Raw genomic sequence first — 15,642 nt, 5'->3', positions numbered from 1 at the left:
CGACTTCATGGAGGTGCGTCATGGCAGAACCCGTCACCGCCGCGCGGCCCGTTTCGGCAGGCAAGCGGCCGTTCTGGACCGAGCAAAGGCGAAGCCGGTTAACGGCTTATACGTTCATATCGCCTTTTTTTATTTTGTTTGCGATTTTCGGCTTGTACCCGATTTTCTTCACGATCTATTTGTCTTTTTTCAAGTGGGATGCGCTCGGGCCGATGACCTATGTCGGCATGAAAAATTACGACCTGGTCACCGGCGATCCCTTGTTTTGGACTTCGTTCACGAACACGCTCATCATGGGCGTCATGGGCACCGTTCCGCAGCTGATTATAGCCCTGCTGTTGGCGGTTATGCTGAATTCGGCGATGACCCGGTTCAAGAAAACGTTCCGCGTCCTTTTTTTCATGCCCAACATTACGTCCATCGTGGCCGTCACCCTCGTGTTCAGCACGCTGTTCGGCAACAACGGCATGATCAATTGGCTGCTGAACCATATGGGCATGGAGAGCATGGCGTTCAACTCCGGGTGGTGGGGCGTCAAAATCGCCATTTCCACGATGGTCATGTGGCGCTGGACGGGCTACAACGCGATCATTTTCCTGTCGGGCCTGCAGAGCATCCCGCTGGACCTGTATGAAGCGGCGCGCATCGACGGCGCCAATCGGCGCCAGCAGCTGCTGTACATTACGATGCCGCTTCTGAAGCCGTTCATCGTGTTCGTTACCCTCATTTCGACCATCGGAGCGCTGCAGCTCTTTACGGAGCCGTACGTGTATCTCGGACAGTCGGGAACGGGCTCCACGCGCGAGGAAGGCATCACCATGGTAACCTATCTGTACAGCGAAGCGTTCCGCAACGGCTTTTTCGGCACGGCGGCCGCGACCGCGGTCATGCTGTTTATCATTACGATCATCTTTTCGATGATCAATATGTGGGTATCGAACCGCATGGAAGGCAGTACGGGAGGTGGCAAAGCATGAGCTCGAGCAGCTGGTCCCAACCTTCGAAGGCCCCCGGCGGAGCCGGAATTTTCGGCAAAACCGCATTTTACGTCCTGCTCATCGCAGGTGCCCTGATCTCGATCTTTCCGTTCTATTGGATGTTCGTCATCGCCACGAACGACCGCGGCGCGGTTTTCCACATTCCGCCGCTCTTGACGATCGGAGGCGAGTTTTTCAACAATTTTCAGCGCGTGCTGGAGCGGACGGATTTTTTCCAAGCGCTGCTGAATTCCCTGTTCGTCTCGTCGATGGTGACGGTATCCGTCGTTTTTTTCTGCACGCTGGCGGGGTATGCTTTTGCCAAATATGAATTCCCGTTCAAAAACGCGCTTTTTTATTTCGTCATCGCCACCTTGTTCGTGCCGTCGCAGCTCAGCGTCCTTCCGACGTACATCATCATGGCGAAGCTGCAGTGGATCGACACGTACCGCGCCTTGATCGTTCCGGCCATGGTCAACGCGTTCGGCATTTTCTGGATGCGGCAGTATGCGGCCACGGCGGTGCATTCCGAGCTGATCGAGTCGGGGCGCATCGACGGGGGCGGGCATTTCCGGATTTTCTGGAACATCGCGGTTCCGGTCATTACGCCGGCCATGGCGACGTTAGGCATCCTGAATTTCATGAACGTATGGAACGACTTTTTCTGGCCGCTCGTGGTGCTGAAAAACAGCGAGCATTTTACGATCCAAATCGCGCTGCAGCAGCTTTTTGCCAACCGGGACGGCCTCGATTACGGCATGATCATGTCCGCGACCTTTACGGCGACGCTTCCGCTGTTGATCGTGTTCCTGCTGTTCAGCCGCTGGGTCATCGCCGGCCTGACCTCCGGCGCGGTCAAAAGTTGAAGTTTCCCGCTTGGTGCCGGCAAGCCCGGCACTGCTTGCGGCGGGACCTTCGCCCGAAAACGTGTCATGCAAGGAATATTCAACCTGATGAAGAATAATAGAGTGAAGCCACAGATCAAGGCGCAGGAGGGACTGCCATGAAGCTCCGCCGCAAAATCTTGCTTGCTATTATTCTTCTTGTGTTTATCCCGGTTATCGTCATGGGCGTCGTCTCCTATTACAATTTTTCGAGCGCGATGGAAAAGAAGTCGAGCAATTTTTATTGGATCTCCCTCCTGGAGACCGACCGGAAGCTGAAATTCGCCCTCAGCGAAATCAACTCCATCTCGAATGCGGCGATCACGCAGCCGGCCATCCAGCAGGCGCTTAAAAATGACGGCTCCGGGTTGACCTATGACCGCAAGCAGGAAATCAACAATCTGCTCATCAACCATCCGATGATCGCTTCGTTCAGCCTGTATTCCAAAACGGATCTCGTCTACCAATACAACGCGCCGTTGCCCTACGGGGACATGAAGCGTCAGGCATGGTTCGCCGACATGGAAAAGGCCGAAGGCAGGCCGGTCTGGTCCGGTCCGGGAGAAAACGGCTCCGCCGCAGGGGGAAAGCCGGTCATGATCCATGCCCGCGTCATCAAAGACTACTACTCGCTGGAGGATATCGGGTATTTGGTCATTTACGTGAAGCCGGACATTTTGGACCAGGTATTTTGGGAGTCCGCCACGCTCAAAAGCGGGGATATTTTGCTCGTGAACAAAGCGGGCAGCATCGTGTTCAACAAATCCGGGGGCCATGTGGGCGAAAAGGTGCAATTTCCGTTTTTGTCGGACGGTTACCGCCAGGAGAAGGATTACTACGTCGATACATACCAGCATGAAAAATCGCTCATTACCTTTTTGCCGTCCCATAACGAGCAGTGGTACCTGGTCGCCGTTACCCCGCTGAAGCTGATCCGCTCCGAGTCGGTGTCGATCCGCAACATCGCGGTCATTTTGGTGCTGTTTTCGCTCCTGTCGGCGTTATGGTTCGACCAGTTTTTCATCCGCAGGCTCGTGCGCAGCATCATCAGCGCGGTCAACGGCATGAAGCGGGTGAAGCAGGGCATTTTCGTGCCGATCCAGGCGCATGTGGAACGCTTCGACGAGACCGATCTGCTGATCGACGGCTTCAACCGCATGAGCAGCCAAATCCAGGAGCTGCTTCAGCAGGTGGAAACCGAACAGACCCGCAAAAAAGAAGCGGAAATGCAGGCGCTGGTCGCCCAGATCAACCCGCATTTCATATACAATTCGCTGGAGTCCATCAACTCGATGGCCGTCCTGGCCGGCAACCGGGATATCAGCAAAATGGTCGTCTCGCTCGGCAAGCTGCTCCGCATCAGCATCAGCGAGAACCAGGAGCTCATCACGATGAACATGGAGTTTGAGCATGTCCGCCATTACATGAACATCCAAAAATACCGCTTCGAGGACCGCTTCGAATACGAGCTCGTGCTGCCGGAACCGCTGAAGCTGTTCATGACGCAAAAGCTGATCGTCCAGCCGATCGTCGAAAACGCGCTGTACCATGCGATCGAGCCGATGGAAGGCAAAGGACTTATCCGGATCGAAGCCAGGGATGCGGGCGGGGACATCATCATCGACGTGACCGATAACGGCCCGGGTTTCGATGAGCATACGCTGCGGCATTTGGAGGACGACAAAGCGGGCGGCACGAAAAAATACCGCGACAGCGGCGTGGGGCTGAAAAACGTGCATGAACGGCTGCGCATCCGGTTCGGCGGACGTTACGGCATTCTCGTCTGCTCATCACCGGGCTGGGGTTCGGTCATCCGGATCCGGCTGCCCAAAATCACGCCATGAGATGGGATACCGGAAGCGGAAGGGGGGAGCGGGACGTGAAGCGAGCGCACTTTAAAAAATGGCTGAACTGGAGCTGGGCCCTGCTGTACGCGGCGGTGCTCACCGTCACGGTTACGCTGGTGGCCAGGAGCAACCACGGCGGGATCGAGGAGCAGACCGAAGAAAAAACGACGTTGACCTTCCGCCATTTCTGGATCGCCGAGCATGACCGCCCGATGCTGGATATTTTCGAGGATGTCGTCCGGCAATACGAAAGCAGCCATCCCAACGTCAAGGTGAATTTCGAGGGCATGGACCAGACGATCCACCGGGAACAAAAGCTGAAAAGCGAAATGGTGACCGGCGCGCCGCCGGATATGTTCGTCCTGTTCGGCGGGGCGGAGATCGAGCCGTACATCCGTTCCAACCGCCTGATGGACCTGACGGCGTTCGTCCAAGAAAACGGCCTGGAGAAGGAATTCAAAGATTTGAAGTTATGGACCTACGATCAGCGCATTTACGGCCTGCCGATCGAGGGAAATGCCGAGCCGCTGTACGTGAACACGGAAATTTTCAACAAGCTGGGCTTGGCGCTTCCGGAAACGCTTTCCCAGCTGAACGAAGCCGTGACGGTGCTGAAAGCAAGCGGGTATATCCCGTTTGCGCTCGGGAACGAGGACCGGTGGCCGGCGGCGGTGTTTGCCCATTATTTGATGGACCGCTACAGCGGCCCGGAGCAAATCGACGGGATCGTCCAAGGGAACGCCGGAGCGGTATTCGACAACGACGGATATTTGAAAGCGTTTGAACAGTTGGCGGAATGGGGCAAGGAAGGAGCCTTCGGGCCGGACCCGAACGGTTTGTCCACCGAGGAAGCGATCGGCCTGTTCACGCACGGCAAAGCCGCCATGTACCTGAACGGGAACTGGGACATCACCTTGTTCCACAACGAGAAGGCGCCGCCGGACTTTCAAAACAAGGTGGGCGTCCTCCCGTTTCCCGCGCTGCATCCGGGAGGGGAGCGATCGATCGCGGGAGGTTACACGTTCGGCATCGGCCTTTCCTCGAACTTGACGGCGGCGCAGCAGAAAGCGGCCTTAGAGCTGATGAAGGCTTTTTATTCGGAGGACGTGCAGAAACGAATCGTGTACGAAGGGCTGCGCATCCCGTCCATGCGGATCGACTTCGATGCGCAAAAGACCGGTCCGGTGTTCACCCAGGTGACGGGACTCATGGAACAGGAGGCGCAGACTTTTGCGCCGTACGACAACATCCTTTCGCCCGAGGTCAAATGGTCGTTCCTGGCCGCGGTGGAGGAGACGATCAGCCGGCGGATCGCTCCCGATGAGGCGCTCCGCCGCATGGATGATTCGCTGCGCCGGTATTGGAGCCTGCGCAGCAGCTCCGGGTTGAAATGAGCAGGAGGTGAGGGAGTTGGGGGGATCCGGAAAATATAAAGTCATTCTCGTCGACGACGAACCGATCATTCTCCGCAGCCTGCAGGCGGCCATCGGCTGGGAGGAGCTGGGGCTTGAGGTCGCCGGAACGGCACGCAACGGGGAAGCTGCGCTGAAGCTGATCGAAGCGCATGCGCCGGATATCGTCATCAGCGACATCCGCATGCCGGGCATGGACGGGATCGCGCTGATGAAGGAAGTGCTGGCAGGCGGTCCGAAGCGGATCTTTATCGTCATCAGCGGCTACGGCGAGTTCGAATATGCGAGGGAGGCGCTGCGCCAAGGGGCGTTCGACTACCTGCTGAAACCGATCGACCATGAGGAACTGACAGGCATGCTTGAACGGGCGGCGGCGCAGCTGGATGCGCGGATGGAAAACGAGCGGCTGCTGCACTCGGCCAAGGCGTTGTCCGTCATGGCGCGCGAACGGTTGTTTGCGGAATGGATCGAAGGCAACGACCGGCCGCTCGGGCATATGCAGTGGATGGAAAACAGCGAGCTGGAGCAGGAATACGTGATGGCCGTCGTGCAGCTTGACCGTTATCTCCGCCTGAACGAGCAATGGATGATGGACGAGAAACGCCTGTGGCTGTTTGCCATCCGCAACATTTTGGAGGAATGGTCCCTGCAGCATGGCGCGCTGACGATGTTTCCTTTCCACAGCGGCGAATGGATCCTTTTGTTCCCGTCGAGAGGGCAAGCGGATGCCGCGGCGCTTGGCCATGACCTGATCAGCCAGATCAAGAAATACGCCAAGCTGGGTTGTTCCGTCGGCTTAAGCCGGCCCTGTACGGGGATCAGGCAGCTGAGCGCGGCTTATCAGAGCGCCACGCGGGCGTTGTACCGCCGTTTTTATTCCGAACGGGAGGGAGTGTTTGCCGACGAAGAGGGGCAGCAGTCTGAGGCCCGGCCTTCGGACCTGAAGTATCCCCGGCAGCTGGAGAGCGTTTTGGCGGAAAGCGTTCGTACGCTGGACCTGCAGCGGATGGAGGCGGCTTTTGACGATTTGAAGCGGTACATCGAACGCCATGCAGCCGCTAAAGATGCAGCCGAACGGCTGCTTGTGGAAATCGCGGTCGTTTTGTATAGGCAGCTGGAGTACGCAAGCGTGCTTGCGGACTGGCCGCTGGACGGGCTGATTCAGGCCCTTCACGAGGCGGAACATTTGCAGGAAGCGATCGACCTGCTGAAAAAGGCTTTTGCGGGACAAATGGAAGAGAGCATGAAAAGCCAGACGAAGGAGGACGCCCGCTCCTTGATCGAAAAGGCCAAGCTGTACATGATGAACCATTACCATAAGGATCTCGGCATCGAAGAGGTAGCGGAAGTGGCGGGGCTGAGCATCAGCCATTTTTGCACGCTGTTCAAGCAGGCGACGGGATACACGTTTTTGGAATATTTGACCGAATGCCGGATGGAAAAAGCGAAGTACATGCTCAAGCATACGAGCGTCAAAGTCTACCAAATCGCGCCGATGGTCGGCTACCAGGACCCGAAATATTTTACGCAGGTGTTCAAAAAAGCGACGGGACGCACGCCGTCCAAATTCCGCGAAGAAAGCAGTTACTCCGTCTAGCAGAAGATGGTAAAATGGGAGAAAGCCCTGCGTCGCCAAGGTGGAAAGGGCTTTCATAGGCGAAAAGAGGAGTGATGGATCGGATGCGAAAATCTATTCAAAAGTACATATCGGCCGTTTCGGCGGCGGTGCTGATGTCTTCGCTGCTGCTGGGAGCGGCGTCGGCCGCGCCGGAATCGGCGAAAGCTGGCGCGAAGCAGCCTTACCGCATCGTGGCGCTTGGCGATTCGTTGACGGTGGGTTACGAACCGGGCAAAGGCGAAAAGGAACGCCCTTACGGGTTCGTCGACCGCCTGCAGGAACAAGCGCTGCTGCACGGGCGCGCGGAAACGGTGAACGTCGGCATCGCCGGGCTGAAGAGCAAGGGGCTGGAAAACTTCGTGGAAGCCGTCAAAAACGGCCAAGCGATTTCGGCCGACGACATCCAGCCGAAGCTGCCCGACCCGCGCGCGTCCCAGATCGGGGCCGCGGCGCCAGAGACGAAGGAAGCGCTTGAAACCGCGGATGCCGTTACGATCACGATCGGTGGCAACGACATGTCCGAGCTGCTGACGACGGCTGGAAAAATGTCCGATGCCGATCTGCAAGCCCGCGTTCAGGAGCTTTTCAAGCTGTACACCGACAGCGTCGGCGCGGTCATCACGGATCTGCATGAATTGAACCCGGATGCGCTGATCGTCGTCGCGGACCAATACCAGCCCCTGCCGGAAATCGCCGACAAAGCGCTGTATCCGAAGCTCGGCAAAGCGGCCGAAGCCTTCACCGGCGTGATCGACCAGATGGCCGCCGGTTTCGCGGCGCAAGGGGTCGAGGTCAAAGTCGCCCATGTCGCCAAGGAATTCGTCGGCGGGGAAGGCACGATGACCCATATGATCAAGGATCATGATTTCCACCCGAACCAGCTCGGCTACGAAGCGATGGCCAAGGTATTCTCCGAAACGATTTGGGGCAGCTATACGAAGCTGGCGGTGCATGAAGCAGGAACGCCCATGGGCATTTACGTGGGCGGCAAAGAGCTGAACACGCCTTACAAGCCGGTCATCCGGCAAAACCTGAACTTCGTGGCGATCAAGGATATCGTGGACGCGGTCGGCGCCACGTCGACATGGGACAATAAAACCTCCAGCGCAACGATCACGCACGAAGGGCACAAGGTCGTAATTACGATCGGATCCAAAACGGTGAAAGTGGACGGCAAGGACGTTCCGATCGATGCCGCGGCTTTCCTGAACAAAGCGGGCAAAGAGTCGAAAACCTACGTGCCGGTTGCGGCCCTGGCGCAAGGCCTGGGGCTGGACGTACAGTACGTAAACAAACTTAGAACGGTATTCATCAATCCATAATCAGAGGTCAAAAAAACCAGCTGCTTCGGCCATCATCCGGCCAAGCAGCTGGTTTTTTTGTAATGCAGGGAAACGCCAAACGTCCGGCGGCTTTGAGCACGGTTATCCGACGGTAAGAACGATCTTTCCGCGGCCATGGCCCTGCTCGATTTCGCGATGGGCGTCCGCCGCCTGCTCCAGCGGGAACGTTTGCCGGACATGAACGCGGAATTTTCCTTGTTCGTACCAGTCGGTTAGCTCCGCCAACCGCTGGGCCGAACGCTGGTTGCGGATCATGCGGACTCCGAGCTGGGCCGCGAGCTCGAAGGAGACGATCGTGCCGATCCGGTTTTTATCGGGGACAAGATCGACGGAAGCTCTCAGCGCGTCTTCCCCGGCGGCATCCAGCGCCGCATCCACGCCGTCCGGAGCAAGGGCCCGGACCCGTTTGGCCAGACCTTCCCCATAGGCGACGGGGATGGCGCCAAGCGAGCGGAGATAATCGTGGTTTTGCGGGCTGGCGGTGCCGATCGGGGTCGCCCCCCACAAGGCGGCCAGCTGTACCGCGGCCGAACCGACGCCTCCCGCGGCCGCATGAATGAGGACGGTATCCCCCGGGCCGACGCCGAGCTCCTTTAAGGCCGTGTACGCGGTCAACCCGCCGGCCGTTAAAGCCCCGGCTTCCTCCCATGGCATATTCCGGGGCTTGCGGACGATCTGATCGGCTGGGACGGTCACATATTCGGCATAACAGGAAAGGAGCGCCCAGCCCAGCACTTCGTCGCCGGCGGCGAATGCCGTGACGCCTTCGCCGACCTGGTCGATGACGCCGGCGAATTCATTGCCAAGGATTTGCGGATAGACGATCCGGCGCCCGGACGGCGCCCAGCCGTTTTTCCGTACGGCCACATCGAAAGGCTGAACGCCTGCCGCCTTGACCCGCACCCTCACTTCTCCCGGCCCGGCTTCCGGCAAGTCGAAATGGACGACTTGCAGCACATCCGGCGCTCCGGCTGAATAAAATGCCGCAGCTTTCATTTGTCGCTTCATGGTTTCATCGGCCTTTCTGTCTGTTCTATGTCTGAGCCGTGTTTCACACGATTGCGTTTTTTAAGCATCGCATTGCTTCAGGGATTATTTTATAATGAACTCTAGATAATGAATAATATATATATCCGTATTTATTAATATACTGAAGTGTATCAATGAGGTGGGAAAAATGGAGTTTCTGCAGTTGCAGTATTTTCGGAAAGTGGCGGAGCTGGAGCATATGACCAAAGCGGCTGAGGAGCTGCATATAGCCCAGCCCGCTTTAAGCAAAACGATTTCCAGGCTTGAAGAGGACGTAGGCGTGCCGTTGTTCGACCGCAAAGGACGGCAAATCCGTTTGAACGCTTACGGCAAAGCGTTTTTGCGGAAAGTCGACACGGCCCTGCAGGCGCTGGAAGACGGGCGGAAGGAAGTACAGGATATGGCGGGGCTTGAGCGCGGCCGCATTTTTGTGGCAACCACGACGCATAAATGTTTCTCCGATGCGATCGGCGATTTTATCGCCCGGCATCCCGGGGCAAGGCTGCACATATCCCAGGCTTCGGAGACGGAAAAAATCGGAAAGCTGCGCAAGGGAGAGTTGGATTTGTGCATTACGTTCCCGCCGATCCGGCAGCCGGACATCGAAGGGATTCCGTTTTTGACGGAACGGATATTGCTGGCCGTCCCGCATGGGCACCCTTTTGCGGGCCGCAGCAGCATTCGTTTGGCGGAAGCGGCAGCGGAGCCGTTTATCTGCCTAAAGTCGGAAAACCCGTTTCGGACGATGACGGATGATTTTTGCAGGCAGGCCGGCTTTGCGCCGAACATCGTCTGCGAGGTGGATGAGCATTCCGCGGTCGGGCATTTTCTGCGCGCCGGGATCGGCATCGCTTTTCTGCCGGAGACGCTGCTCGAGAAGTTCGATGCTCCGTTTCACGTGCTGGAAATCGTTGAGCCTGAATGCATCCGCACCTACCAAATCGCCTGGATGCGGAACCGTTACCTCTCGGCAGCGGCCTGCGAGTTTCGCGATTTTATTGTGCGGCGTTTTGCGTCGATCAGCATTTAAGCGGACAATAGGCCAATGACTTCATGTCTAATTTTTACATGAAAACTGATCTAATTATTAGGGTGTTTTTTAGGGAAACAGTCCCCTTAAGGTGTTTTTTAGGGAAACAGTCCCCTTAAAATGAATATACCGTTCTTCAGAAACCGCTTACATAAGGAGCGTTGCAGCTAGGTCGTCGGAAGGACCGAAGGACGAATGCAAGGCGTTGGAACCCGGAACGATGTCGGAAGGATGGGACCGGCCGGCAAAAGAAGCTGGGACCCATTCTTTCTCACAGCGGTTTCAAACTGGCGAATTCATGTTTAAGGAGGGAGATTCATGTTCAAGAAGACGTTAAGTTTGGTGCTTGCGGCGGCCCTGACGGCGCCGCTTGCGGCGATGGGCGGACCGTCCGTTTCGGCCAAGCCGGAAGGAGGCGGCAAAGGCTCGGCGCCTTCCGGGCAGGGTTACAGCTGGGACCGGGTGAAGGTCGTCGGCGGAGGCTTTGTCCCGGGCATTGTTTTTAACCCGAGCGAAAAGGATCTGATCTACGCCCGGACCGATATTGGAGGAGCTTACCGGTGGGATCCGGCCTTGAAAAAGTGGAAGCAGCTGCTCGATTTTGTCGGGGCCAAGGAATGGAACATGCTTGGCGTCGATACGCTCGCGACCGATCCGGTGGAGACGAATCGCCTGTACGTGGCGGCCGGCACGTATACCAACGACTTTACCGACATGAACGGGGTGCTGCTGCGTTCGGCGGACAAAGGAGAGACGTGGCAGCGCACGGAGCTTCCTTTCAAACTCGGCGGGAATATGCCGGGACGCTCCATGGGCGAGCGGCTGGCGATCGATCCGAACGATAACCGCATCCTGTACATGGGCACCCGCAGCGGCAACGGGCTGTGGCGGAGCACGGATTACGGGGCGACCTGGCAGAAGGTGGAGAGCTTTACGGCGGTCGGCAACGTTCGAGATCCGTATAACGACCTGGTGGGCGTCGTATGGGTCACGTTTGATCCTTCCACGGGGAGCAGGGGAAAAGCGACCCGGACGATTTATGCCGGGGTAGCCGATACCGAACATAGCTTGTATCGCAGCACCGACGGCGGCCAGACGTGGGAACCTGTGCCTGGACAGCCGGCTCAAGGTTTCATCCAGCATCACGGCATCCTGTCCGCGAACGGAAACCTGTACGTGACGTATACCAAGGAAGTGGGGCCGTATAACGGAGGCGAAGGTTCCGTATGGAAATACGAGACCGTTTCCGGCAAGTGGACCGACATTAGCCCGACGGGGGCGGGGAAGACCGACAGCCCTTACGGCGGCTTGGCCGTGGATGCGCAGCATCCCGATACCGTCATGGTCGCAACGATGAACAAATGGTGGCCGGACGAGTTCATCTACCGAAGCACCGACGGCGGCAAGACATGGAAGCCGTTTTGGACGCTTGATGATGCCAAGGACCCGGTCCGGACCAATCAATATACGATCGATTATTCGCTGGCTCCCTGGCTGGATTGGGGAGAGAAAAAGAACCTGCCGGAGCAGAATCCGAAGCTGGGCTGGATGATCGGCGACCTCGAAATCGATCCGTTCGATCCGGACCGGATCATGTACGGCACGGGAGCGACGCTGTACGGCTCCAATAACGTGACGGCGCTGGACAAAGGGCAGAACGTCAACATTTCCGTTATGGCCGACGGGATAGAAGAAACGGCGGTAATGGGCCTGATCAGCCCGCCGTCGGGGGCGCATCTGCTGAGCGCCATGGGGGATATCGGCGGCTTCCGCCACGAGGATCTGACCCAGGCGCCGCCGATGATCACCAATCCGTATCTGGGAACCAGCACGGATATCGACTACGCCGAGCTGAACCCGAACATCGTCGTTCGCGTCGGCAACAGCGAGGGCTCGAATCCGAGAATGGGCGTCTCCATGGACAACGGCAAAACGTGGAGACCGGCTGCCAACGCCTGGGTTTCGCCGTCCAATGACGCGACGCAGGGCGGTTATGTTGCGGTCGGTGCCGACGGCTCATCCATGGTCTGGAGCCCGTCCAATGCGGCGGACCCCAAGCCGGTGAGCTACTCGAAAGACCTGGGCGCGACCTGGAAGGCTTCGTCCGGCATCCCAAGCGGCGCCAGAGTCTCCTCCGATCGGGTGAATCCGAAGAAATTTTACGGCATCGCGGACGGCGTATTCTACGTCAGCGTGGACGGCGGGGCGACCTTTGCGAAGGCGGCAACCGGATTGCCGACGTATTTGACCAGCAATTTCAAGGCGATGCCGGGAGTGGAAGGGGACATTTGGGTAGCCGCGGCAGAGGATAACACCGATCGGGACAGCCCGTATGGACTTTGGCATTCCACCGATTCCGGAAAGACGTTTAAGAAATTGGATCAGGTTCAGGCCGCCGCGGCCATCGGGTTCGGCAAAGCCGCGCCGGGCCAAAGTTACATGGCGCTGTACGCCCATGCCTCCATCGGCGGCCGGGACGGCATTTACCGCTCGGACGATGCGGGCAGAACGTGGATTCGCATCAATGACGACCGGCATCAATTCGGCGCGGCGAACACGGCGATCACCGGTGACCCGAGAGTGTACGGACGGGTGTATTTGGCCACGAACGGCCTGGGGATCGTGCTCGGCGAGATGGCTGGGACTCCGGGGACGGCAGCGCCCGTGATCACGGTGGACGGCAAAAATAAAAAGCAAAACAACAGGAACTACATGCTTTCCGGCCATGTCAGCAAGCCGGTGGCCGATGCCCGGATCAGCGTTCGCTTGAATGGCGGCGAGCCGATGTATCTCAAGGTAAACAACGGCAAATTCAACGGGAAGCTCACCTTGGCAAGCGGCACGAACCGTATCGTGCTCGAAGCCGTCGATAGCGACGGGAACAAGGCAAGCGTTGAAATGACGGTAGAATATAACGCTAAAAAGTAGGAGCAAAACGAAAGGGATAGAACAAAAAGGGATGCCCCGGTCCACCGGCCGGAAGGCATCCCTTTACTATTTTGCAAGAATCAGGCGGGTTGCCGTCCGATTCCATCCTATTTGAAATAATGGATCCCCATAGCCTCGCGTACCTCGCCCATCGTCTGCCGGGCAGCGCTCCGAGCTTTGGCCGTGCCCGCCATCAGCACTTCGTCGATATATCGCGGACGATGTTTGTATGTTTCGCGCCGTTCGCGGATCGGCTGCATTACGTCCTCGATCGCATCCGTTACCATGCCTTTGCAGGCGGCGCAACCTATGGCGCCTTTTTGGCAGTTTTCCCGGATGTCTTCGCTGCCTTCAGGGCGGAAAATGCAGTGGTAGCCGAACACCGTGCATCGATCGGGATGGCCCGGATCGGTTTTATGAATGCGCGCGGGATCGGTCTTCGCCTTTCGGATTTGCATGCTCACTTCCTCGGGAGAAGCGTCCAGCGTGATGGCATTGCCGAGGCTTTTGCTCATTTTGCTGCCGCCGTCGAGTCCGTCCAGACGTTCGCCGACGAGAATGTCCGGCTCCACCAGCACGGGGGCGTATAATTCGTTGAATCGGCGCACGATTTTCCGGGCCTGCTCGATATGCGGAATCTGATCTTCCCCGGCCGGGACAAGCGTCGCCTTAAAGGCGGTAATGTCGGCCGCCTGGCTGACCGGATACCCGAGAAAGCCGTAATAGAGATCTTCGTAGCCGCGTTCTTTGGCTTCATGTTTGACGGTGGGATTATGCCGCAGCGAGCTGACCGTGACGAACATCGAAAAGATAACGGTCAGCTCGGCGATTTCGGGGATCATCGACTGCACGAAGATGGTGGAGCGCTCCGGATCGATCCCGACGGACAAGTAGTCCAGCGCGACTTGGCGCACGCTTTCGGCAAGCAGTTCAGGCCGATGGAAATGGGTCGTCAGCGCCTGCACATCCGCGAGCATGATATAGGTCTCATATTGCCGCTGCAGCTGCAAGCGGTTTTTGAGGCTGCCGACGTAATGGCCAAGGTGCAGCTTTCCGGTCGTGCGGTCTCCGGTCAATACGATCTCCCGTTTGGTTTGCGTTGTCATTTGGGTTGTCATTAGAATTCCTCCTAAGGGTGAAGTTGTTCCTTTTCGTTCCGACGTTGAGCCGCCACCAACCGTCCTCCATGGCCATCACCTCCCATAAAAATCATATGAACCCTAAGCCCGAATTCCAAAGCGGCCATCCGTGAAACCTGCTCGGCGAAAAAAAGGACTGCGGTTGCGACGGACGCATTCCATGCCCTCCCCGATGTTCCCGAAATCAAAAAAGGCCCCGTCCTGCGAAAAGCGGCATGCCGGGATTTCCGGTCATATCGCTTTCCAAGGACGAAGCCGTCAGCTTCGCGGTGCCACCTTGTTTGGCCGCTCTTTTCCATGGGAAAAGGCCGCCCTGCTCATCAGGTACGGAAGCGGCAGCCCTTTAAGCTCCTCTTCGATACCCTGCCCCGGTTAACGGTGGGGACACGCCGCCCGTCCTACTAATCGCCGCCGAAAATCGCGGTTTACGTTCAGACCGGTCGCTCCGAAGCCCACTTCCGCCAACGCAGCCACCGGCTTGCACCACCCGCCGGCTCTCTTGAGGCTCGCTGTCCGCGTACTCTTCTTCATCATCGCGAATATGGGGTTCATTGTACCGCATTTGCCGGCAAAAGGGAATAGGCTTTCGATCGAACGCATCTTCTTTAAGTTTCTTTAGGTTTTTTTGAAAAATAGCAAAGACCTGCAGGGTATCCTGAAATCAGGAACGGCGAAAATGCCTGAATCGAGACATAGCTTAGGATAGGAAGCATGCTAAGGAGGACTATTTCCATGTATGACCAACAACTGCGAGATGAACGATATCATCAGCAAAATAACGATGCCGGGGCCCGCCCAGCCGATTCGAATCCGGCCCATGCGGCGATCAAGCTGGGCGTGATCCTGCTGTTCGTCGTGTACCTGTACGCGCTCGTCAAAATCATCCTGTTCAAATTCGGCAGCATTAGCCCGGTGTATTACTTGCGGGAGCTGATCGATCATATCCTGCATCCCGGGATGATCGCCGACCGGCTTCGGATGGTCAGCAATCTTATGCCGCTCCGGGAGATCGAGGGCTACCTCCGCGACCTGGGAGACGGGGTCAGCTTCATGAACTTTTTCGGAAACATCGCCGCGTTTATGCCGCTCGGCTTTTTGCTGCCGATGGTGTGCGGCGTCCGCTCGATGACGCTTCCCAAAGTCCTATTGTTATCCTTTGGCGTCAGCCTGGCGTTGGAATCGCTGCAGCTCGTCCTTTTTATCGGCACCTTTGACGTCGACGACATCATCATGAATACCGCCGGGGGGCTGCTGGGATACGCGGCATACCTCGTGCTGTATTTTCTTTTGAAGCAAGGGGAGCAAGGAAGGAGCAGAAATCAACCGTTTTAAACGGCAAAAGCCGTCCCGGGTCGATCATTAGACCTTTCGGGACGGCTTTTTTATAGTCATGGCATCGCGAACTCGAATTGTGCGTTGCCTTTGGCGCCTTATC

Annotated in this window: 11 protein-coding genes and 1 other annotated feature; of the genes, 9 read left to right on the top strand and 2 right to left on the bottom strand. The window is 57.4% G+C overall.

Translation table 11 applies throughout. From position 1 onward, the window contains the following. The first annotated feature begins 20 nt into the window (after positions 1 to 20). From NYE48_RS23660 to NYE48_RS23635, 6 genes are all read left to right on the top strand, one after another. Positions 21 to 977: a carbohydrate ABC transporter permease gene (locus NYE48_RS23660; protein WP_212950070.1), complete on the top strand. Its 957-nt coding sequence runs from the start codon at positions 21 to 23 to the stop codon at positions 975 to 977. Then, entirely contained in the window at positions 974 to 1,843 is an 870-nt protein-coding gene (locus tag NYE48_RS23655) for a carbohydrate ABC transporter permease (protein WP_341000158.1), read from the top strand. Before NYE48_RS23660 ends, NYE48_RS23655 begins: the two co-directional genes overlap by 4 nt. Before the next feature lie 137 nt (positions 1,844 to 1,980). Next, on the top strand, positions 1,981 to 3,705 hold the full coding sequence (locus tag NYE48_RS23650) for a sensor histidine kinase (protein ID WP_341000157.1): 1,725 nt from the start codon (positions 1,981 to 1,983) through the stop codon (positions 3,703 to 3,705). A 35-nt stretch (positions 3,706 to 3,740) separates the two neighbouring features. Then, complete coding sequence (locus tag NYE48_RS23645) at positions 3,741 to 5,102, top strand: ABC transporter substrate-binding protein (RefSeq protein ID WP_341000156.1); 1,362 nt, start codon at positions 3,741 to 3,743, stop codon at positions 5,100 to 5,102. 16 nt (positions 5,103 to 5,118) lie between these two features. Continuing rightward, positions 5,119 to 6,717 (top strand): response regulator, encoded by a 1,599-nt coding sequence (locus NYE48_RS23640; protein WP_341000155.1) that lies wholly within the window; start codon positions 5,119 to 5,121, stop codon positions 6,715 to 6,717. An 83-nt stretch (positions 6,718 to 6,800) separates the two neighbouring features. Further along, positions 6,801 to 8,060 (top strand): stalk domain-containing protein, encoded by a 1,260-nt coding sequence (locus NYE48_RS23635; protein ID WP_341000154.1) that lies wholly within the window; start codon positions 6,801 to 6,803, stop codon positions 8,058 to 8,060. 102 nt (positions 8,061 to 8,162) lie between these two features. Here NYE48_RS23635 and NYE48_RS23630 read toward each other — a convergent pair whose 3' ends face one another. Continuing rightward, on the bottom strand, positions 8,163 to 9,077 hold the full coding sequence (locus NYE48_RS23630) for an NADP-dependent oxidoreductase (RefSeq protein WP_341000721.1): 915 nt from the start codon (positions 9,075 to 9,077) through the stop codon (positions 8,163 to 8,165). Positions 9,078 to 9,258: 181 nt separating this feature from the next. Here NYE48_RS23630 and NYE48_RS23625 point away from each other — a divergent pair, with 181 nt between their 5' ends. Together NYE48_RS23625 and NYE48_RS23620 are read left to right on the top strand one after the other, a co-directional pair. After that, positions 9,259 to 10,140, top strand: a complete 882-nt coding sequence (locus tag NYE48_RS23625; RefSeq protein ID WP_341000153.1) for a LysR family transcriptional regulator — start codon at positions 9,259 to 9,261, stop codon at positions 10,138 to 10,140. Positions 10,141 to 10,458: 318 nt separating this feature from the next. Then, entirely contained in the window at positions 10,459 to 13,068 is a 2,610-nt protein-coding gene (locus NYE48_RS23620) for a xyloglucanase (RefSeq protein ID WP_341000152.1), read from the top strand. 107 nt (positions 13,069 to 13,175) lie between these two features. Here the strand turns inward: NYE48_RS23620 and trpS are convergent, their stop codons facing one another. Then, a complete protein-coding gene (gene trpS, locus NYE48_RS23615; RefSeq protein ID WP_246536884.1) occupies positions 13,176 to 14,186 on the bottom strand; it encodes a tryptophan--tRNA ligase in 1,011 nt (336 codons plus the stop codon). A gap of 263 nt (positions 14,187 to 14,449) precedes the next feature. Continuing rightward, positions 14,450 to 14,750 (bottom strand) — a binding site (T-box leader). Positions 14,751 to 14,939: 189 nt separating this feature from the next. Between trpS and NYE48_RS23610 the strand changes: the two genes are divergently transcribed. Further along, positions 14,940 to 15,539, top strand: coding sequence for a VanZ family protein (locus NYE48_RS23610; RefSeq protein ID WP_212950082.1), 600 nt, complete (start codon positions 14,940 to 14,942; stop codon positions 15,537 to 15,539). Positions 15,540 to 15,642 lie beyond the last annotated feature (103 nt).

Origin of the sequence: Paenibacillus sp. FSL M7-1455 (genome assembly GCF_038004655.1) — a bacterium.
Classification (GTDB): domain Bacteria; phylum Bacillota; class Bacilli; order Paenibacillales; family Paenibacillaceae; genus Paenibacillus_AQ; species Paenibacillus_AQ cookii.
This window is presented reverse-complemented; position numbering and strand designations above follow the sequence as displayed.

Coding starts and splice junctions, on each gene's coding strand:
- NYE48_RS23625 (WP_341000153.1), top strand. CDS start 9,259: ATGGAGTTTCTGCAGTTGCAGTATTTTCGGAAAGTGGCGGAGCTGGAG.
- NYE48_RS23620 (WP_341000152.1), top strand. CDS start 10,459: ATGTTCAAGAAGACGTTAAGTTTGGTGCTTGCGGCGGCCCTGACGGCG.
- NYE48_RS23635 (WP_341000154.1), top strand. CDS start 6,801: ATGCGAAAATCTATTCAAAAGTACATATCGGCCGTTTCGGCGGCGGTG.
- NYE48_RS23650 (WP_341000157.1), top strand. CDS start 1,981: ATGAAGCTCCGCCGCAAAATCTTGCTTGCTATTATTCTTCTTGTGTTT.
- NYE48_RS23660 (WP_212950070.1), top strand. CDS start 21: ATGGCAGAACCCGTCACCGCCGCGCGGCCCGTTTCGGCAGGCAAGCGG.
- NYE48_RS23655 (WP_341000158.1), top strand. CDS start 974: ATGAGCTCGAGCAGCTGGTCCCAACCTTCGAAGGCCCCCGGCGGAGCC.
- NYE48_RS23610 (WP_212950082.1), top strand. CDS start 14,940: ATGTATGACCAACAACTGCGAGATGAACGATATCATCAGCAAAATAAC.
- NYE48_RS23630 (WP_341000721.1), bottom strand. CDS start 9,077: ATGAAAGCTGCGGCATTTTATTCAGCCGGAGCGCCGGATGTGCTGCAA.
- trpS (WP_246536884.1), bottom strand. CDS start 14,186: ATGACAACCCAAATGACAACGCAAACCAAACGGGAGATCGTATTGACC.